The sequence below is a fragment of the Paenibacillus sp. CF384 genome (genome assembly GCF_900106745.1).
Classification (GTDB): domain Bacteria; phylum Bacillota; class Bacilli; order Paenibacillales; family Paenibacillaceae; genus Paenibacillus_Z.
This window is the reverse complement of sequence record NZ_FNNV01000031.1, coordinates 12,302-31,389: the sequence shown is the minus strand read 5'-3', so window position 1 is coordinate 31,389 and position 19,088 is coordinate 12,302. Positions and strand designations below refer to the sequence as shown.

Annotated in this window: 14 protein-coding genes; 11 read left to right on the top strand and 3 right to left on the bottom strand. The window is 54.6% G+C overall.

Features of this window, described 5'->3' with window-relative positions; translation table 11 throughout:
• Window positions 1–93: 93 nt before the first annotated feature.
• Complete coding sequence (locus tag BLW29_RS29995) at window positions 94–318, bottom strand: DUF1450 domain-containing protein (RefSeq protein WP_090986610.1); 225 nt, start codon at window positions 316–318, stop codon at window positions 94–96.
• 238 nt (window positions 319–556) lie between these two features.
• Between BLW29_RS29995 and BLW29_RS29990 the strand changes: the two genes are divergently transcribed.
• The 5 genes from BLW29_RS29990 (at window position 557) to BLW29_RS29970 (ending at window position 4,014) form a co-directional block, all read left to right on the top strand.
• Window positions 557–763 carry a YwbE family protein gene (locus tag BLW29_RS29990; RefSeq protein ID WP_090986608.1) on the top strand — a complete coding sequence of 69 codons (207 nt, stop codon included), beginning with the start codon at window positions 557–559 and terminating at the stop codon, window positions 761–763.
• A gap of 5 nt (window positions 764–768) precedes the next feature.
• Window positions 769–1,245, top strand: a complete 477-nt coding sequence (locus tag BLW29_RS29985; RefSeq protein ID WP_090986605.1) for a NanQ anomerase/TabA/YiaL family protein — start codon at window positions 769–771, stop codon at window positions 1,243–1,245.
• A gap of 120 nt (window positions 1,246–1,365) precedes the next feature.
• Window positions 1,366–1,854 carry a CcdC family protein gene (locus tag BLW29_RS29980; protein WP_090986603.1) on the top strand — a complete coding sequence of 163 codons (489 nt, stop codon included), beginning with the start codon at window positions 1,366–1,368 and terminating at the stop codon, window positions 1,852–1,854.
• A gap of 8 nt (window positions 1,855–1,862) precedes the next feature.
• The gene (locus tag BLW29_RS29975; RefSeq protein WP_090986602.1) at window positions 1,863–3,446 is read left to right on the top strand and encodes an ankyrin repeat domain-containing protein; all 1,584 of its coding nucleotides are present in this window, start codon (window positions 1,863–1,865) and stop codon (window positions 3,444–3,446) included.
• Between the two features lie 115 nt (window positions 3,447–3,561).
• A complete protein-coding gene (locus BLW29_RS29970; RefSeq protein ID WP_090986600.1) occupies window positions 3,562–4,014 on the top strand; it encodes a MarR family winged helix-turn-helix transcriptional regulator in 453 nt (150 codons plus the stop codon).
• 124 nt (window positions 4,015–4,138) lie between these two features.
• Here the strand turns inward: BLW29_RS29970 and BLW29_RS29965 are convergent, their stop codons facing one another.
• Window positions 4,139–4,720 (bottom strand): hypothetical protein, encoded by a 582-nt coding sequence (locus BLW29_RS29965; protein ID WP_090986598.1) that lies wholly within the window; start codon window positions 4,718–4,720, stop codon window positions 4,139–4,141.
• 6 nt (window positions 4,721–4,726) lie between these two features.
• The gene (locus tag BLW29_RS29960) at window positions 4,727–5,260 is read right to left on the bottom strand and encodes a hypothetical protein (protein ID WP_090986596.1); all 534 of its coding nucleotides are present in this window, start codon (window positions 5,258–5,260) and stop codon (window positions 4,727–4,729) included.
• A gap of 202 nt (window positions 5,261–5,462) precedes the next feature.
• Between BLW29_RS29960 and BLW29_RS29955 the strand changes: the two genes are divergently transcribed.
• The 6 genes from BLW29_RS29955 (at window position 5,463) to BLW29_RS29925 (ending at window position 18,582) form a co-directional block, all read left to right on the top strand.
• On the top strand, window positions 5,463–5,918 hold the full coding sequence (locus BLW29_RS29955; protein ID WP_090986594.1) for a DUF6385 domain-containing protein: 456 nt from the start codon (window positions 5,463–5,465) through the stop codon (window positions 5,916–5,918).
• 57 nt (window positions 5,919–5,975) lie between these two features.
• Window positions 5,976–7,280 (top strand): DUF6385 domain-containing protein, encoded by a 1,305-nt coding sequence (locus tag BLW29_RS29945; RefSeq protein WP_256209066.1) that lies wholly within the window; start codon window positions 5,976–5,978, stop codon window positions 7,278–7,280.
• 24 nt (window positions 7,281–7,304) lie between these two features.
• Complete coding sequence (locus BLW29_RS29940; RefSeq protein WP_090986592.1) at window positions 7,305–9,401, top strand: glycosyltransferase family 2 protein; 2,097 nt, start codon at window positions 7,305–7,307, stop codon at window positions 9,399–9,401.
• The gene (locus BLW29_RS29935) at window positions 9,385–11,145 is read left to right on the top strand and encodes a glycosyltransferase (RefSeq protein WP_090986590.1); all 1,761 of its coding nucleotides are present in this window, start codon (window positions 9,385–9,387) and stop codon (window positions 11,143–11,145) included. The genes BLW29_RS29940 and BLW29_RS29935 overlap by 17 nt, the downstream gene beginning before the upstream one ends.
• On the top strand, window positions 11,142–12,896 hold the full coding sequence (locus BLW29_RS29930) for a glycosyltransferase family 2 protein (protein ID WP_090986588.1): 1,755 nt from the start codon (window positions 11,142–11,144) through the stop codon (window positions 12,894–12,896). Before BLW29_RS29935 ends, BLW29_RS29930 begins: the two co-directional genes overlap by 4 nt.
• Before the next feature lie 961 nt (window positions 12,897–13,857).
• The gene (locus BLW29_RS29925) at window positions 13,858–18,582 is read left to right on the top strand and encodes a X2-like carbohydrate binding domain-containing protein (RefSeq protein ID WP_090986586.1); all 4,725 of its coding nucleotides are present in this window, start codon (window positions 13,858–13,860) and stop codon (window positions 18,580–18,582) included.
• The last annotated feature ends 506 nt before the right edge of the window (window positions 18,583–19,088 follow it).

Genomic DNA, 19,088 nt, shown 5'->3' with positions numbered 1-19,088 from the left:
CCAAATGTATTATAAAATAAAAAGAGACGAAGCGCCAAACTCCACTAAGGAGTATGGACTACTTCTTCTCCTATATTACCATACTATGCCATATCAGCCTATCCGGTGTTTGAGCTTGGCGTACAACACTTCTGCTGTCGGAGCTACAACGACTTCCGTTTTGCCGATCATTACGATACATTGCTTGGAGCACAGCTTGCAGTTGCCGAGACAGTCCTTCTTCTTCTGCTTCAAGTCGGGAAATTCTTGCTTTAAGGTTTTGAAAACAGACTTGGAGCCGTGCTTGAAGTTTCTGCAGCAGTACTTGATCTTTTTCATCCGCCCTGTTCCCGACCTCTCTGGATGGTATTGTCATGCTCTATACCAATGATAGTAATTCTCATTCTCACTGTCAATCGTTTCTTGCGAGGTCTTATTCAAAAACTTCCCGTTGTCCTGAAATCTGCCCGCCGGACTGCCGCTATATTCGTCGTTACCCGCAAATCTTTACTTCACTCACACGCTGGCATATGATGGGAGCAATAAATCCAACTATCGAAGGAGTACGTAACGAATCATGAGTGCAAATGGACAACAACGCTCGGCGATCCGCCCGGGGCTTACTGTAGATATTGTGTTAAAGAAGGATCAGGCAACAGGCAAAACAACAAGAGGCGTAGTAAAGGATATTTTGACGAATTCGCCCAATCATCCGCATGGCATTAAAGTGCGACTGCAGACCGGTGACGTCGGACGTGTAAAATCAATCGTAGAGGGGCCGTAACAGCGATGATATTCAGCGATTTAACGAATTGGGAGCGGGAGCAGCACACATTCCCTGCGCCGATCCGCCGAGCGATTGAACGACTGCAGCAGACAGAGCTGGATGAACTTCCCGCGGGACGGCATGAGTTTGGCGAGCCCGGCATGTTTCTGCTCATCAACGAGCCCGTTACAAGGGACTGGCGCGAGGTAAAGCCGGAGACGCATAGGCTGCATACGGATATTCAACTGCTGCTGAGCGGCCGCGAGCGGATGCGAGTAGCCAAGGTTTCGGAAGAACAGGTCATTACAGATGAGCGCTATGAGACGCAGGATATTGCCTTCTATGATGAAGTACATAACGAGAATACGATTGATATGGTGCCAGGCGATTTCGTTGTTTTGTTTCCGACCGACATTCACAGGCCGAACTGCTCGGTGGAACAAGATATTCCGCTCCGCAAGGCAGTCGTCAAGGTACATCGCGATCTATTTGCAACCTAGCAGCAAAATGAGTAGCATTAGAGAAAACAAGCGCTTTCTTAGAGAGAACGTACGACACTGCACCAATGAGGTCCTATGGCTTCTGCTCTAAACTGCCCGAAATAAAGGAGCTGCGCCCACATGAGCTTTCTCCCTCAAACCTTCTCTCTCCCTCACGTGGCGTCCATTGTGGTCACGCTGCTTTCAGGCGTAGCGGTCATGTTCTTGCGTTTACGAGCAAGCAATCGGCCAACGACGATGCGCAAAATCATTATTCCGCCGATCGGCATGTCGACCGGCTTCCTGATGTTTGTCGCGCCGGTTACGCATGTGCCATGGTTATGGGCCATTACCGCTTTTGCAGTCGGCGCGGTATTGTTCGCTTATCCGCTCATCCGCACCTCGAAGCTGGAGAGGGTTGGGGAAACCATCGTATTGAAACGATCCAAAATGTTCATCTTCATTCTGCTCGGTCTTCTAATCGTGCGTCTGCTCGTTCACAATGTAGTGGAGCAGGCTGTCAGTATCCCGCAAACGGGTGCGCTGTTCTTCGTACTTGCCTTCGGGATGATCGTAGTTTGGAGAATCGCCATGCTTCAATCGTATCTTAAATTACTGCGACGGGGGTAAGCCGACCGATGACGATGCCTGAATCCTTAAGACGAATGTTCGATCTGTGCGCAGCAGGAGAAACTTCGATGGTGAATGAGCTGCTACAGCAAGATTCCAATCTGGCAAAATCCAGCTGGGGATACGTATCGCCGCTGCATGTTGCGGTCCGGGAAGGTCATTTGGAAACGGTGGCGCTTCTGCTCCGATATGGCGCAAATGCTGCGGACAAGCCTATTCTCAGCTGGCAGGATTCTCTGCTGCAGATAGCAGAGGACCGCGGATACGGAGCTATGGCCGAGCTGCTTCGCGAGCATCTTCAGCGCACCCATCAGGTGCAGCCAATCGGCGATGTGACGGCGGGGCTTATTCGCGCCTACAAGCGAGATGAGCTATTGGCATGGTTCGAGGAGCACCCGGAGACAATCCACGCAGGTGATGAACGAGGCAATACGCCGCTGCACTGGGCCGTTATGACACGGCAGCCGGAGCTGATCGACCTGCTTCTGGCGCGCGGCGCAGATCCCGAGGCGCAAAGAGCCGACGGATGTCAGGCTATCCATCTGGCGATGGAAGGCGATTACTTCTACAGAGGCAATCGTGACCTGCCCTCGAATACGATTCGTGATCAACGCTTCTTACTCGGTTATCTGATTGGAAAAGGAATCCCGTACGACATCTTCATCGCGGCTGCTGTAGGCGACGCGACACGAGTGAAAGAGCAGCTGGCGCAGAATCCACAGCTAGCCAACGCCAGAGACTCGTCAGGGCGATCAGCGCTATACTACGCGGCCAAGCATGGCTATGTAGAGGTTGTGCGCAGTTTGCTGGTTAGCGGTGCCGACCCGAACTTGCCTGAGCGAGATGCCCCCGGCGGAGCGGCGCTCTATGCGGCGGTCAGAGGGGATCATACCGAGTGCGTGAAGCTGCTGCTTGCGCATGGAGCGAATCCAAATGCAGAGATAGAAGCATCAGGCAATGCCACCTATGCCGCGATGCAGAAGGGCGCACAGGAGCTGCTGGAGCTGCTCTATGAGCATGGCGGGAGCGTGACGATGGCCGGTGCTTGCGCGCTTGGCCGCATCGATCTGGTCGGCGAGATGCTCGCGCTCCATCCGGCAGCCGCCAACGATGGCGATTATGGACCGCTCGCCCAGGCGGCGAGCTGCGGATATACCAACATCGTCAAGCTGCTGCTGCGGCATAAGGTCCAGCTAAATGGACCCTGGTACGCCAGCAATTATATGGTGTATTCCTGCAATAACGAGATGGTCGAGCTGCTGCTCCGCCACGATGCCGATCCGAACGTTCGGAATTGGATCGGGATCAGCTATCTGCATCTGACTGCGAAGAAAGGCGATACCGACCTGGCTGATTTGCTGCTTCGCTATGGCGCTGATCTTGACGCTGTCGACGAGGAGTATAATACGACTCCGCTGGGCTGGGCGGCCAAGTTCGGGCAGACGGAGATGGCGGCGTATCTGCTTCGCCAAGGAGCGGCAATAGAGCCGGTAGATGTGCCGGAGTGGGCGACACCGCTGGCATGGGCCAGACGAAAGGGACATCAGGCGATCGCGGATTTGCTGCTTTCCCATCAGAAAGGCGCGGTCTAGCAGTTGACAGCATCTGCGGCAACTGGTATTCTAACGACATCAATTGTATGCAATTTAATTGTGTTATTCACTATAGATTGGCTTGCTAACCTAAGCCGCAGAGAGGAAGACTGCAATGGAACAAGGTGCCCAGCTGGAGCTCGACAATCAGCTCTGCTTCGCCCTCTACGCCTGCGCCCGCGAAGTAACGAAGCTGTATCGCCCGTATTTGGATGAGTTAGGCATTACGTACACACAGTATGTGACCTTACTTGCATTATGGGAGAAGGACGGCGTACCTGTGAAAGAGCTGGGAACCCGGCTGTATCTGGATTCCGGCACGCTCACGCCGCTCTTGAAGAAGCTCGAAGGGATGACGCTCATTCACCGGGAGCGCGATCCCGAGGATGAGCGCAGTGTTATCGTCCGCTTGACCGAACAAGGACGCGAGCTGAAGACGAAGGCGGTAACGATTCCGGAGCGCGTGTTTTGCCGGACCAACATGCCGGGCGAGGAAATTACCCAGCTTCGGGAACAGCTTCGCAAGCTGACTACAGCTGTCCATGAGCAGTCCTGCGGCCAGTTATAAGCCTATACAACACTAAGAAGACCCTTTCAGCGCTGCGTCATGCAGCGGGCTGAAAGGGTCTTTGTTGTGATTATTGGCAGGCGCGGCTGTTGCGATTATTTCCCGGGAAACGGACCGAAGCGCATTATGCTTCCCACCATGTGATATTGGCGAAGGAGGTAAGCGTGCCCGCGACGGTGAGCGAGCTGCTGACCGTAATGGAAATGCTTTGATTCTCCGGTACGATTAGCCCGCCCACATAGTCGAACGAAAACATACCGGGGTTAAGCGGCACAGACAGAAAGGCCGTCCCCCCGGAGGCGGCGCTTGTGGAGGATCTCGCCGTCATGACACTTGTCGCGGAATTGCCAAACTGCGTATTGAAGGGAGTTAAGGTGGAAGGTGAACTGATCGTAGCTGCCCTTGACATTGTCAAGGAGCCGGAGAAAGAGGAAAGCAAGCTAAGTCCAACGCCCACACCACCTGTAATACGAGAGACATAGAGCGTTCGGCCGCTGGCATTGGGATTGGAGATTTGAATGGTTGCTGTCACTGAACCACCTAATATACTGAGCGATGCAGAGTTGTTGTAAGTAGCTGCAAATTCGCGTGCCGATACCGTTGCACCGTAGTCTGGCGGTGCGTGGATTCCGGGTGACACGTACGTATTCGTCAATTGGCCATAAAACTTGCTGTTCGATTGATCGAACACAAAGTGATTGGGCATATACGGTTACACCTCCCACCAGGTCAAATTTAGTGCACCCGTCAAGGAGCCTGTACCGAGCGTGACGGAAATGGTTTGGTTGGCCTGCACGATGAGTGAGCCTGTGAAGCTAATATCAAAGAGGCCGGAAGTCACCTGCATGACCATGCAAGTGGTCGGGGAGCCGCCAAGTGATCCGGTATTTTGCTTCGTAGTCACGACGCTCGTAGTGGAGCTTCCGAACAAGGCATTAAAGGGAGTCGGTGTTGTACCGCCGGTAATCGTTCCGCCCGATGCTATCGTTAAGGTTGCCGCGGCAGTCGTGCCGCCTGTGATGCGCGAAATATACAGCTTCTTCCCGCTGCCATTCGGATTAGCAGCCTGCAGCAGAAGCGAGTTTCCTGAGCCTACGCTTGTACTGCCGGTGTTCAATATAAAGAGAAAGCCGCTCTTGGCAGCATCGGCCTCTGGACCTTCGTTAACACCGGGCGAGGTGTAGGGGTTATTTTGCTGCATATAGATGGGGTTATGTTCGGTATTAAACACGTTGTAATTGTTCATCCAGCACCTCTCAGTAGTAGAGTGATAGACTAATAAAAATATCCTTATTTAACAGTATATGGAATCTACTTGCGAAGTGACCTAGATTAAAATGGATTTCAATAGAAAAGGCCAATGCCCACAGCTTAAAGGACATATGCCGTTTCATTCTTTGCCGGAAGCACATAGAGTACAGAAGCGTTATTGCTAAGGGGAAGATGTCATGAGCAGCAAGCACTCGCGGCGCCGTACCAAGGGAAGCAAGCCTCTACTTCTTCCATGCCACAAGCGGGACGGTGTATATAACCAAAGCGATCGACAATCGACAGGCAGCAAGAAGTGCCAACCCTCCAAGAAGGGGGTGTTTTCGGAGCGCACATTTCTGAATGTCGAGACGACGGACGACTTTGTTCCATTGCCTTCACAGGACACATCCAATAAAACGATCTATTCGTATGCCGTTATTAATCATGGCTGCGAGCCTGCGGCGGTTCAACTTGAGATCGGTCCTAATGGGAGGGATTATGTAATCGAAACGGAAGGGGTTGTGGAGATCAAAGGTATGGGCGTTATCGTGCCAGCCAAATTTCTGCGGTATGCACGGCTTGCGGTCAAGTCGCAGCAGCCCGGCAAACCGACCAAGCTTTGTATTTATTTTCAATCACAGAAGGCAAGGTGAAGACAAGACTGCAGAAAGCGCTGCAGGCTATTTTGCAAAAAGAAAGAGTGAACAGCGATGCCGAACTTTTCAAGCTTTAACCCAAATCCGGACAACCTCCGGACGTTGATATTTGGTCATGACGATACCGAAACGGCGAGAGCGGTAGCAACCGATTCGGCTGGTCATATACTGAATATTATTTTGGACGGTACCATCAGCAGCATCTCCGGGGTCACGATCTCCGGCGGTACGGTTTCGGTCGGTGCCATTGAAAATCTGCTTAACGGTACGATCACCAGCGTGATGGGAGCGACAATCACCGCCGGAACACTGACGAACCTGTTGAACGGTACAATCACCAGTGTGATGGGAGCGACAATCACCGCCGGAACGATAAACAACCTGTTAGATGGTACGATTACCAGCGTGCTTGGCGCTACAATTACAGCCGGGACACTGACGAACCTGTTAAACGGTACAATCACCAGCGTGATGGGAGCTACAATTACAGCTGGAACGATAAATAACCTGTTAGATGGCACAATCACCAGCGTGCTTGGTGCAACGATTACAGCCGGGACGCTGACGAACCTGTTAAACGGTACGATCACTAGCGTGATGGGAGCGACAATCACCGCCGGAACGATAAACAACCTGTTAGATGGTACAATCACCAGCGTGCTTGGTGCAACGATTACAGCGGGAACACTGACGAACCTGCTTAACGGTACGATTACGAGCGTACTTGGTGCAACGATCACAGCCGGGACACTGACGAACCTGTTAAACGGTACGATCACCAGCGTGATGGGAGCGACAATTACAGCTGGAACGATAAATAATCTGTTAGATGGTACAATCACCAGCGTGCTTGGTGCAACGATTACAGCGGGAACACTGACGAACCTGCTTAACGGTACGATTACGAGCGTACTTGGTGCAACGATCACAGCCGGGACACTGACGAATCTGCTTAATGGTACGATCACCAGCGTGATGGGAGCGACAATCACAGCAGGTACACTGAGCAGCGTAACCTCGATTTCGCAGAAGAGCTTCATGGAGCAATCCAACTCGCTGCTTACAACATCAGCCGCCTATACGGCGCTCAATGCTGTGACCACCAGCGTGCTTGGCACTTATTCGTTCTTCGTATACAACCGTGGACCTGGGGCAGCTAAAGCCGATGCTCGAGTCGAAATCAGTGCGGACGGCTCCAACTGGTATGCGGACGTCGATACGTCGACGGGGATTTCCGTAGGCAGCGTGGATGTGCTTGTGCCGCAGCGTTTCCTCAAATACACGCGGCTCGCTTACAAATCAGCCGTTGCCGGCAATCCAACGACAATCGATGTATTCTTTAACGGACAAGGCACTTAATGTTACGAACGGGAGTGTGATCGCATGCTGCTCGGCATTCATGTCCTCGCTTGCAACGAAGAGGACGTTCTTGGACGCTGTCTTCAAAGCGTGCAGGGGCTTGCAGACGAAATCATCGTTACGGATACCGGCTCTGTGGACCGTACGGCCGCTATAGCGGAAGCGTACGGGGCACGGGTTATTCATCAGACGTGGGAGGATGATTTTGCTGCGGCACGAAATGCCGGGCTGGATGCGGCTCGAACGATATGGGTGCTTGTACTGGATGCTGATGAGTACCTGAGTGCGAGTATTCAGCGGACAGACCTTCGGGAGCTACTGCGCAGCGCGCAGGCGGATGCGTATCGTGTGACGATGGAGAACCGTTACGGCGGCGAGATGGGAGAGACGGTCGGTCATGAAGCTGTGCGACTGTTCCGGGCAGATCGCGGAATTCGCTATCAAGGCGCTATTCATGAACAGCTTGTCCGGCCCGGCTCTGGTCCCATTGCCGTCGATGGTCCACTTTGCAAGCTGACTATGGAGCATGACGGATACATGCCTGACGTAATTGCTCGTAAAGGAAAGGCAGCGCGGAACTTACGACTTGTTGAGAAAGCGCTGCTGCTGCAGCCCGACGATCCGTTTCACCTCTATAACAAAGGCGTCACGCTCTGCCAATTGAATAAGCCAAAGGATGCTTGTACGGCATTCTCTTTGGCTTATTTGTTTGTGCGTGCAGAAGCGCCGTATCGTCCCGTGTTAATCCGGGACTGGGCGAAGGCGCTGCTTGCGCTGGATGACGCCGGCGGAGCCGCCGCGCTGCTGCATCGGGAGGTAGACCGCTACGCGGACTACCCTGACGTGCAGCTGCTCTACGGCGACAGCCTTATGCGCCAAGGGCGCGTCATGGAAGCGCGCAGCGCCTACGAGGCGGCGCTGGAAGCGGGGGCGGCGGGGTCTGCCGCCGCCCGGTATGTGGCCGAGGCGGGCGCGGGGACGTATCGCGCCCGCTGCGGTTTGGCTGCGGCCGAGGCGGCGCTCGGCCGGGGCGACAGCGCGCAGCGCTTGTACGCGGCGGCGGTTGCGGAGGCGCCGCGGTTTGGCCCTGCCCTGGCCGGCTGGGCGGAGCAGCAGCAGGCCGCGGGCGAGCGCGATGAAGCCATACGCGCAGCGCTGGCTTCGAGCGTGGGGCTTGCAGCGCCGGGGGATTTAGCGCTGCAGGCCCGGGTGCTTGGCGGCATAGGCGCGTATGCCGCCGCACTGCCGCTATGGCGCGCGGCGCAGCCGCTCGCGCCGGCGGACGCGCGCGAGTACGCGGCATGCCTGGTCGGTGCCGGGCACGCGGGCGAGGCGCGGGCGGTGCTGCTTGCAGCGCTGGGAGTTCGGGCCGCGGAAGATGCGGAAGAGGAAGGCGAGAAGCAGCCTGCTGCAAAAGTGGAAACAGTGCCGCACTGGCCGGAGCTTTGCGTGGATGCGGCCCTTTGCAGTTGGAGTGAAGGCGGGGCGCTCGATGAAGGGCTGCGCGGCTTGCTGCATGGCAGTGCAGATGCTGAGGTGCAGCAGCTCGAAGCCGTGTTGCTTGCCATGGATGGATTCTTGGCGGGAACCGTCAGCGGATTGGCTATTCGTGCTGACTTTGCGAGTCTGCTGCTGGACCGCGCACTTCGGCTTGGCATGCTGACTTTGGCGGGCAAGCTTCAAGAAACCGGAGCCGAGCTGCGCGAAGGGTACGCGGAACGGTTATACCTGAACGGCTATACGCACGCTGCTGCAGGTTTGCTGCTATCTGCTATGGAGAGCAGGCAGCTGCGTGCGACGGAATTGTTTGGCCTCGGTGAAATTCTCTACGGGAAGCAGCTGTACGGCGAGGCGTTGTCCTTGTTTGAGCAGGCGCTGCAGCAAGGTGCCGCTCCGGAGCGGGCGCGGTTTGGCGCAGCCGCTTGTTCGTTGTCGCTGGCAAGGGAAGCGCTGCTGCCGTGGGCGGCGGCAGCTTCCTCGCAATCGCAGCAGTTCGGCGGCGGCTGGCCGCATACGGATTTGGAGCAAATCGGCACGGCATTGATCCGCGTGCAGGCAGCTGGCTGGCGGACGAAGTTCAGCGCCGCGCAAAGGAGGCGTGCCCATGTCCAAGCCGGATAAATCGATAGCGAAGCCTCTGATTACGCTGTGCATGATTGTGAAGGACGAGGCAAGGGATTTGCCGCGCTGCCTGCAAAGCGTGCAAGGCATCGTGGATCAACTGATCATCGTGGATACGGGATCGAAGGATGCTACGGTTGCCATTGCGCGGAAGTACGGTGCGATCGTTGTGCGGAGCGAGTGGACGGGGGATTTTGCAGCGGCACGCAATAAGGGATTAGCCCGCGCCAATGGCGAGTGGGTGTTGTTTCTGGATGCGGATGAGGAGCTGGACGAGGCTACGGGGATGCAGCTTCGGCTGCTGGCTCAGGAGCCGGAGATTACGGCTTATTTTCTAAACATCTGGAATTACATGAGCGATGGCCGGAGCGAAGGGGCGACCATTAATCCAGTGCTTCGCATGTTTCGCAACGATCCGCGCTACCGGTTCGAGGGACGCATTCATGAGCAAATTGCCGGTCCGATTACACAGCATACGCCGCAAGCGAGGTTTCATCTTAGCGATGTGATTATTCATCACTACGGGTACAAACGAGAGGTCGTCGCCGCCAAAAACAAGCTGCAGCGCAACCGTACTCTGCTGGAGCAAGCAATCAAGGAGGACCCGGATAATCGGTTTCATTGGTATAACCTTGGCGTGGAATACTTTCGCGGCGGTGAAGTGGAGGAAGCGGTTGGCGCTTTTCGCCGGGCAAGAGAAGGTATTAATTATGCGTCAGTCAGCTACGCCCATCTGCTCGTAAAGCATGAAGTTCATGGCTTGCAAGCCCTTCGGAGATGGCAGGAAGCGCTGGCACTTCTGGAGGAGAGTCTGGTTTGGTATTCGGATTACCCGGATTTGTGGCATGCCAAAGGAGTCAGTCTTGCCGTGGTGGGCCGATGGCGCCGGGCGGCGGAAGCGTTCGCGGCGGCTATTCATATCGGGCGTGCGCCGGCGATTTATCATACGGAGGATGGGATGGGCACGTATCAATCCGCCTATTGGCTGGGCTCGATGCATGAAGCGGAGCTTGATTATGAGACAGCGGCTCATTGGTATGCGGAAGCAGTGCGGTATCGGGGGAGTCTGCTTCTGCCGCTGCAGCGGTTGTGCCATATGATGCGCATTGCTGGCAGCCCGGAGCAGTTGGCTGCTTTTGCAAGTGAACGGTTTACAGTGGATTCGCCGCAAGCTGCTGTGAAGTTGGCCGGTATCATGCTGAATAACGGTTGTTATGGAGCTACGCAGCTATGGTTGGATAATCGGCTTTCGTTGGCGGCGGCTTCAGACGAGGAACGTGCCGCACTTCTGCCTTGGAAAACGTTGGCGGCGGCGTGCGTGCGTATGGAGGAAGGGCTTGGTCCTGAGGAGACGACGGATGCGGGAGGTCAGACGTTAGTGACGGAACTTGCGGCCGCTGCTTCGTGGCTAGGTGGAGCTGAAGATCAGCGGTATCCGGCTGGAGCCGTTCACTGGCTGCCGCTATTGCTGCGAAGCAGCGAGACCATGCGGGAGAAGTCGTCCGTACAAGCCGAGGGAGCAATAGAGAAGGTGAGGGCAGTAATCGGGCAGTACTTGGATTTGAAACCGCCTGCTGCTTTTGATGGTTCAGGTTCCGAGAAGGGGATTCGCGCTTCTGTGCAAGCGCTCTGCGGACTTGCGGATTATCACTTGAGCCGACTGCAACATGATGCTTCAATGCTAAAACAAGCAGCGGCAAGCATTCGGTTGCTGCTGCCGGCAGGGAGTGAGCATTTGCGATGATCGGGCAACGTGATGCGGGGAGTGAGAGCGGGAACGGGAATGGTGGTAATGGCGGGAGGGTGCTGCCCATTTCCTTATGTATGATTGTTCGGAATGAGAGTCGGTTTCTAGCGGAGTGTCTGCGATCCGCGGCACCGTACGTTGCGGAAATGATCGTTGTGGATACCGGCTCTACGGACGATACAATTGCAATCGGGGAAGCTTTCGGTGCCAACGTGCTGCGGATGACGTGGAAGGATGATTTTGCCGCGGCACGAAATCGTTCCCTCGCTGCAGCGGGGCAGCCATGGATTCTGGTGCTCGACGCCGATGAGCGGTTAGTGGTGGCTTCCGTGGAAAACTGGGAGGTGCTGCTGGCCGATTCGTCCAAGTGGGGCTACTATGTGAAGCTTCACAGCTGGGTTGGGGGCGGCTCGGGTGCGGGTTCCGTGAGTGTGGTGACGGATGCGGTATGCAGGCTTTTTCGCAATAATGCAGGGGTTCGCTTTCGCGGTATTATTCACGAAGAAGCGGCATCGAGCATCATCGAGCTTGGGGGCGAGGAGCGCCTTGGACTTGCATCCGGCATTGAAATTTGGCATGAAGGCTATCGGGATGAAATCATTGCGGAGCGCAGGAAGTTTGCTCGGAATAGGCGGCTGCTTTCGCTTGCCTTAGCGGATGAACCGAACGATCCGATTCTTCGTTATGCGGCGGGAACGGAATTGTTTACAGCGGGCAGATACAGCGAGGCGTTGAAGTGGCTGGAACCGCTGGTAGATGCGGCGATCGTGCAGGACCAAGGCTACGGCTCGGATCTGCTGCTCAAAATCGTCCACGGCTGCAGGGCTGCAGGCCGATTGCATGATGCCGCTCGCTACGCCAAGGTTGGGGTGCTGCGTTATCCGGATTTTGCGGATATGCATACAGCCAGAGGCGAAGTACTGTTTGACCTCGATGATGCGGAAGCGGCGCTGGGCTGTGCGGTAGCTGCGGCGTCCATAGGTATGGTGCCGGCTAATTATTCGACTGCTGAAGGTGCGGGCACCTATCGCTCGCGCTATATGGGAGGCGCTGCGCTGGAGCGGCTTTATCGGTTCGAAGAGGCCGCGCAGGCGTATGTATCGGCGCTTGCGCATAAGCCGAATTACTGGCCGGCTTGGCAGAGGCTATTGCTGCTCGGGCTGCTGCATGCCCCGATTCGAAAATATTGGAGGCAAGCGGAGGAATGGCTTAGAGCTGCCGATTGTGGGGACGAAGCGTTGGCAGCAGGTGATCGGTATCTTATAAGCGAGATGGAAGCGATACTTAGTGATCTTGGTTTGGACAAATATGAGGGCGAGGCGGTTTGGACACTCTTGCACGGTTTGCAATTGAATTCAAGTTCGGCTGCATCCCCGGCTGTCACAGTGGTGAGGCCGCTGCTCAGAAGTGTCTGGCTCGCTCGACAGGGCGAAGCGCCTGGTATGCTTGAGGCATGGGGCGGACCGGCCGCTTTATTGGCGCGGTCGCCTGTGGCCGAGGCGCGGCGCTGCTTGGCCGCGGGTTGGACTGCCGCCTTGGGCGGGAGTTGGCGGGCGGCAGCGGATGATTTCGCCGCCGCGACCGGCGTCGTGGGCGCGCGCCCATGGCAGCAGCGCGCCGCTGCGTCGGGGCTTGCCGCCGCTTTTGCCGCGCAGGCTCGCGGGGCTTGCGGCGCCGAGCTGCTACCCGAGCTTCAAAGCGAGAAGCTGCTGGAGCTGTTGCTCGGAACTACTGTGCTAGCGAATTAGAGTTTCAACGCAGCCGATCAATGCTATTCAGCAGTCCCCGATAGTCGCATCATAGTCTCTCTGCGGTGGCTCAATAGCCATCCTGTAGTCTTCGATAGCCCCTCAATAACCATTTGGCAGCCTCTCTTCAGCCGCTCGCCAGGTCATTTGACGGTCCCTTAGTAGCCTCCCGGCATTCGCTCGATTATTCTATACAACCGTTCCTCGCCGACCGTTCCCAGTCACTTCACTAACTTCTCTCCAACCTTCCGCCGTCATACTACGAGGTGCTCTATTGATGATGTGGCAGCTCTCCCGCCAACCTTTTTCAGTCACTCCACCAACTTCTCTCTTGCCTTCGCCGCTCTAACGAATCGTGGAGGTCTTATTTCGTAGAAATTGGCACCTTCAAAATTCTAACGAATCACAGAGGTCTTATTTAGTTGAATTCGGCGCATATGCACGGGTTTTGGAGCGGATAAGACCTGTAGGATTCGTTAGAATTTGGAATCGCGGTTTTTGGGGCAAATAAGACCTCTACGGTTCGTTAGAAATTCCTTGTCCCCGTTGGTATGGAACAATTGAGATGTGTTGCCGCGTGCAGTTAAAGCGGAGCTCAAAAACAGCAAATGCGGCCCTGCCGAGGATGATTTGTACCCCTGGAATCTGACAATTCGTACTGTTTTGGACGGAAGTGTACCTATCTCCGCCGTAAACGGGTCTTATATAATCGGTCGTGTGGAAAGCGCTGTCATACATATTCGAGCGGATTGTTATCTACTGCTTGAAGCTTGGCAACTACATATTTTTGCCTCGGAATAAAAGCGCTTTCAGATTGGCCGTTAAGGTTGTCGTCGCACATGCAGAGTGACATATCGGGAGAAAGGGGGACAAGCAGCGTCCGCTCGCCGTACATAACCGCGGATGAATGCCGCCTATGCATCTAGAGGCTATTTTCTAATGACAAAGGGGACTGAAGGAAATGAAAAACAAATCACAGCAGCGCCGAAGAAAAATCTGGCTGGGTCTTCTTCTGGCTATTATCGCCATCGCGCAGATCGGCTATGTGCCTCCGCACGCCAACGTGGCGGAAGCGGCCGATAACGATTTAGCGTTGAAGCCGTACATGGGCTGGAGCAGCTACAGCATGCAGGTATATGACGGTCCTTCGGGAAATTGGGTTTCCGAGGCGAAAATCAAGCAAATGTCCGATGCGATGCACGAGAAGCTGCAGGCGCACGGTTATAACTATATTAATATTGATGCCGGCTGGAATGGCGACAACGACGAATATGGACGTCCGATTCCGAGCACGACGCTCTATCCGGGCGGATTCGAGAATCTCGCGAAATACGTCCATGACAACGGACAGAAAATCGGGATATACATGATTCCGGGTATCTCTCCGAGCATCATTAATTCGCCTACTCGGGTTCCGGTCTACGGCACGACGGATTGTTTCGTTAACGATATTGCCGTAACGCCTCACAAGGTTGCGGATTACTGGGGTTTGGGCTATAAGGTCGATTTCAGCAATCCGTGCGCGCAGAAATACGTCGAGTCCGTCGCGGACCAGCTGGTTAAGTGGGGCGTGGACTTCGTGAAGTTCGACAGCGTTACGCCGGGTTCCGGCCATAACGACACGTCGATTGACGCGCGGGATGATGTCAAAGCGTGGTCCGAAGCGCTTAGCAAACGTAAAATTTGGTTCGAGCTTTCATGGGCGCTTGATCATAACTACGTAGATTTCTGGAAGAAATACGCGAACGGCTGGCGCGTAGACTGGGATGTTGAATCCTACGACCGCGAAGTCGGCATGACGACGTGGGCCAACATTGCCCGTTTGTTCCCGGATGCCGCGCTGTGGTGGCGGGATGCAGGTCCGGGCGGCTGGAACGACTTCGACTCTCTCAACATCGGCAATGGACTGACATCGGGGCTGACGAAGGATGAACGGCAGACGGCGATGACGCTGTGGGCTTCATCTTCCGCACAGCTGTATACCGGTGACGATCTGAGCAATCTGGATGATTACGGACTTGAGCTGCTGACGAACGACGAGGTGATCGCCGTCAATCAGGCGGGCCGTCCGGCACATCCGGTTTCTATGTCTACCAAACAGCAGGTATGGTACGCCAATAATGGCGATGGCACGTATACGGTCGCGTTGTACAACCTTGGCAACAAGGCCTCCTCGGTGAATGTGAACTGGAAGGACATTGGCCTTACTGGTGCCGCTTCCGTCCGTGATCTGTGGGCGCATAAGGATTTGGGCCAATTTGCGACGGGTTTCAGTTCGGGTACACTCGAACCGCATGCTTCGCGATTGCTTAAGGTAACGGCACAAGCCGGAACGTCGCTAGTTAACGATGACGACACGGGCATGCGTTATACAGGGACCTGGACTCGCAATGGCGGCAAAGAGCTGGTAGGCGATGTGGAGGATTTGTCCATCGCGGTAACAGATTCATCCCCCGCTCCGACTCCAAACGTTACACAAATTGCGGAGAACGGCGACAACTCGCAGCTATCGCGTCAGGATCTTGGCATAGCGGCTGTATCGCATACGGTCATGCTTAACGACAATGATCCGGCTATTTCCTACTCCAACAGGTGGGGCTACAGCAATAATAGAAACGGACTGTCCGATTACATGAACGACGTGCACTACGGTGAACCCGACAACGGGAAGGAACCTGAATTCACCTATACCTTTAACGGCACCGGCATTGAGCTGTGGTCGGAGAAAGGCGGCAGCAACGGCAAGCTCGACGTCTATGTCGACAACGATGCAGCCGTAACGGTGAATACCGAAGGCACGCCGCAAGCCGGCCAATACGCCGTCTTCAGCAAGACGGACCTGGCGCCGGGCGCACATACCATTCGTGTCGTGCGCAATGGCACAGGCCAATATTATTTTATCCTCGATGCGTTGAAGGTCACCACGGATTCACTCCTCGGTCAGCCGTCCGCATCCAGCTTCAGCAAGGACGTTCCTGCTGACATTACGGTCCATCTGCCGTATGGAGCAAGCTCGATGACGGGGATTAAGAACGGAGCGGCAACGCTTGCAGCCAATACCGATTATTCGATTACCGGAAGCGACGTGACGATCAAGCAAAGCTATCTCATGCAGCAGCCATCCGGCCAATCGACCGTGCTGGATTTTGGCTTTGCCGGCGGTGATACGCAGTCGATTTCAATCGCGGTTACAGGTACATCGCTTAGCACTTTATCTGCGACCTTTGATTTGAAAACTTCGGCACAAGCCAATGTCACGACGATTCTGACGCTTGGCGACGGCAACAGTTTAACCGCGATTAAGAACGGGGAGGCATCGTTGACTGAAGGTACAGATTACACGATCGAGAACGGTCTTGTGACCATTAACAAGACGTATTTGCAGCAGCAACCGGTCGGCGTGGCGAACATCACCTTCAAATTCAGCGTTAGCAGCCCACAGACGCTGGTCATCAATGTCATCAATTCAGCATCGCCGGAACGCTATGCGATGATTAATGACGACAACCCGAACATTTCATATACGGGTTCATGGAATTCCAGCAGCGGTCGTCCGTTTGACGATTACAACAAGGATGTGCATTACCTCGAAACGAACGGGGGTTTCTTTACTTATACGTTCAACGGTACGGGTATTTCGTACATTACCGAAGTCGATAAAGGTCAAGGCGATGTAGATATGTACCTCGACGGCGTATTCGACAAAACGGTCAGCACATATGAAGCCAATGCGAGCAATAAGCCCCAGCAAGCCGTCTATACGGTCTCGGGTTTGAAGCCCGGCATTCATACTTTGAAGGCGGTCAAGAAATCCGGCCAATTCATGCTGCTTGATGCCCTGAAAGTGCGTTTAACCGATATGATAGACGTGTCCTTAGCCGAATTCGACAAGAATGTCTCCGCACAAGCCGACGTGAGCGTGAATGTTCTTGGCAGCATCGGCACGCTTAAAGAAATCTCAAACGGCGCTTACACGCTCGTAAACGGTACTGATTACAGCATTGCAGGCAATAAAGTTACCATTAACAAAGCGTACTTGGCAGCTCAGCCGGTCGGTACGACAAAGCTGACGTTTACATTTATAGGAGACAATGTAAATGATGTGCACGCGACAGCTGCAAACGGCGATTACTTCCAATATTCATTCAAGGGAACAGGCGTCGAGCTGTTGTCCCCGACAGGACCGGAGCAAGGCGATATGGACATCTATATGGACGGCGAACTGAAGGAAACCGTGAATGCGAATGCGGTAACTCGGGACGCAATGGTCAGCTTGTTCAGCATCTCATCATTGTCAGACGGCGTACACACGCTAAAAGTCGTCAAGAAAACAGGCGCGCTCATGCTTGTCGATGCGCTTAAATTCAATGTCTCCGCGAATTCCGATCCCGCAGGTCCGATTAATATCGGTGGGGGCGGTGGATACACAGATCCGGGCGCAATTAAAGTCGTGCATACGACACTGCCTGACGGTACCGTTAAGGACGAAGTAAAATTATCCGGCGACATTGCCAAAGCCTTAATCGACAAATCCAAAGCCGCAGGCGACAAATTCGTTACCGTCTCGGTTCCGGTATCGAAGAATGAAGTATCTTTAACGAGCATCACACTGCCCAAAGAAACGGTCAGCCAGCTCAGGGAGAGCGGACTCGACGTCAAACTGGAGGCGAATGGCGTAACGGTTCAAATTCCGAACGCATCGCTGAAGGACTTCAAAGACGATGCTTACTTTAATCTCGTTCCCGTCAAAGCAGCGGATAAGGGTAAGGAACTCGAGAAACGCGCAAGCAGCGCGAAGGTCGTCATCGCGGCAGCCGGCGGCAGTGAAGTGACGCTGCTTGGTCATCCGGTAGAAATCGAGACGAATTTGCAAAATCGCGAGGTAATGCTTGTCCTCCCAATCGAGGATGCAACCATCAGCGAAGCGCAGCTGAAGCGGCTTGGCGTGTACATTGAACACAGCGACGGCACGACCGAGTTCAAGCCAGGTACGCTGACGACGATTAACGGCGTACGCAGCATTCAATTTACGACGAACAAGTTCAGTACGTTCGCGCTAATGAAGATCGCAGGGGATTCTTCTATCTTCGCACACGCGTCTTACGTGAAGGGCTATGACGGCGGCTTGTTTAAGCCGAACGGCAGCATCACCCGTGCAGAGCTTGCGACGATTCTGTCCCGCGTCTCCACGCAATCCGAGACAGGGAGCAGCCATACCTACGCTGACGTGAAGTCCGGCTATTGGGCAGAAGGCGCGATTGCACAAGTGACGCGTATGGGATTGATGCACGGTTATGCCGATGGCAGCTTCAAGCCGGAGCAGGCTGTAACCCGTGCGGAACTGGCTGCGATTACGGCGAGCTTCGCTCCGAAGGGCCAGGCTGCAGGAGCGGGATATTCCGATACGGCCGGCCACTGGGCGGATTCGTCTATCAAGATCGCTCAAAGCGCAGGTTATCTGAAAGGCTATGCAGACGGTACGTTCCATCCGGGCAGCACGCTCACGCGCGCCGAAGCGGTAACGATTATGAACCGCGTGCTTGGCAGAGGCCCGCTTTACGGAATTGCGCATTCCCCATGGAAAGACGTGCCGGACACCCATTGGGCAGCCGGTGATATCGAGGAAGCGTCGATCAAACATCAATACCAGCCAAGAACAGGCGGCGGCGAGCAGGCTGCGGAATAGTTTACGGCATGGCATAAGCATGAAAAGAAGGAAGCAGCTCGGATCATCGATCCGGGCTGCTTCTTTGTTGTCTATATTAAGGGGTATTACGCTCCAATTGGTTTTTCCTGCAAGACATCGCATTTCGGCGCTTGCAAGGTCACTGTCACGCAGCCTTGGTGGCTGGCGATTTCATCGCCGACCTCCCTCAGACTCGCCTCTTACAATTCTAACGAACCGTGGGGGCCTTATTTCGTAGAAATTGGCACCATCAAAATTCTAACGAACCACAGAGGTCTTATTTGACCGAATTACGCGGAAATGCACGGGTTTCGAGCAAATAAAGACCTGTAGGGTTCGTTAGAATTTCGAATGGATGTTTTTTTGAGCAAATAAGGCCCGTACGGTTCGTTAGAATTTCTGAGGTGTATCGAAGCAGTAACGAAGATGAAATGTTGCACATATTGCAGCATTCCAACGTAGTTGGCCTTGTTGTAGAGAGAATTGCTGCGCGTTATGCAACATTT

Bases quoted from the DNA above. Each gene is read 5' to 3' on its own strand.
- BLW29_RS29940 (WP_090986592.1), top strand. From the start codon at position 7,305: ATGCTGCTCGGCATTCATGTCCTCGCTTGCAACGAAGAGGACGTTCTT.
- BLW29_RS29995 (WP_090986610.1), bottom strand. From the start codon at position 318: ATGAAAAAGATCAAGTACTGCTGCAGAAACTTCAAGCACGGCTCCAAG.
- BLW29_RS29955 (WP_090986594.1), top strand. From the start codon at position 5,463: ATGAGCAGCAAGCACTCGCGGCGCCGTACCAAGGGAAGCAAGCCTCTA.
- BLW29_RS29975 (WP_090986602.1), top strand. From the start codon at position 1,863: ATGACGATGCCTGAATCCTTAAGACGAATGTTCGATCTGTGCGCAGCA.
- BLW29_RS29965 (WP_090986598.1), bottom strand. From the start codon at position 4,720: ATGCCCAATCACTTTGTGTTCGATCAATCGAACAGCAAGTTTTATGGC.
- BLW29_RS29990 (WP_090986608.1), top strand. From the start codon at position 557: ATGAGTGCAAATGGACAACAACGCTCGGCGATCCGCCCGGGGCTTACT.
- BLW29_RS29985 (WP_090986605.1), top strand. From the start codon at position 769: ATGATATTCAGCGATTTAACGAATTGGGAGCGGGAGCAGCACACATTC.
- BLW29_RS29935 (WP_090986590.1), top strand. From the start codon at position 9,385: ATGTCCAAGCCGGATAAATCGATAGCGAAGCCTCTGATTACGCTGTGC.
- BLW29_RS29945 (WP_256209066.1), top strand. From the start codon at position 5,976: ATGCCGAACTTTTCAAGCTTTAACCCAAATCCGGACAACCTCCGGACG.
- BLW29_RS29970 (WP_090986600.1), top strand. From the start codon at position 3,562: ATGGAACAAGGTGCCCAGCTGGAGCTCGACAATCAGCTCTGCTTCGCC.
- BLW29_RS29930 (WP_090986588.1), top strand. From the start codon at position 11,142: ATGATCGGGCAACGTGATGCGGGGAGTGAGAGCGGGAACGGGAATGGT.
- BLW29_RS29980 (WP_090986603.1), top strand. From the start codon at position 1,366: ATGAGCTTTCTCCCTCAAACCTTCTCTCTCCCTCACGTGGCGTCCATT.
- BLW29_RS29960 (WP_090986596.1), bottom strand. From the start codon at position 5,260: ATGAACAATTACAACGTGTTTAATACCGAACATAACCCCATCTATATG.
- BLW29_RS29925 (WP_090986586.1), top strand. From the start codon at position 13,858: ATGAAAAACAAATCACAGCAGCGCCGAAGAAAAATCTGGCTGGGTCTT.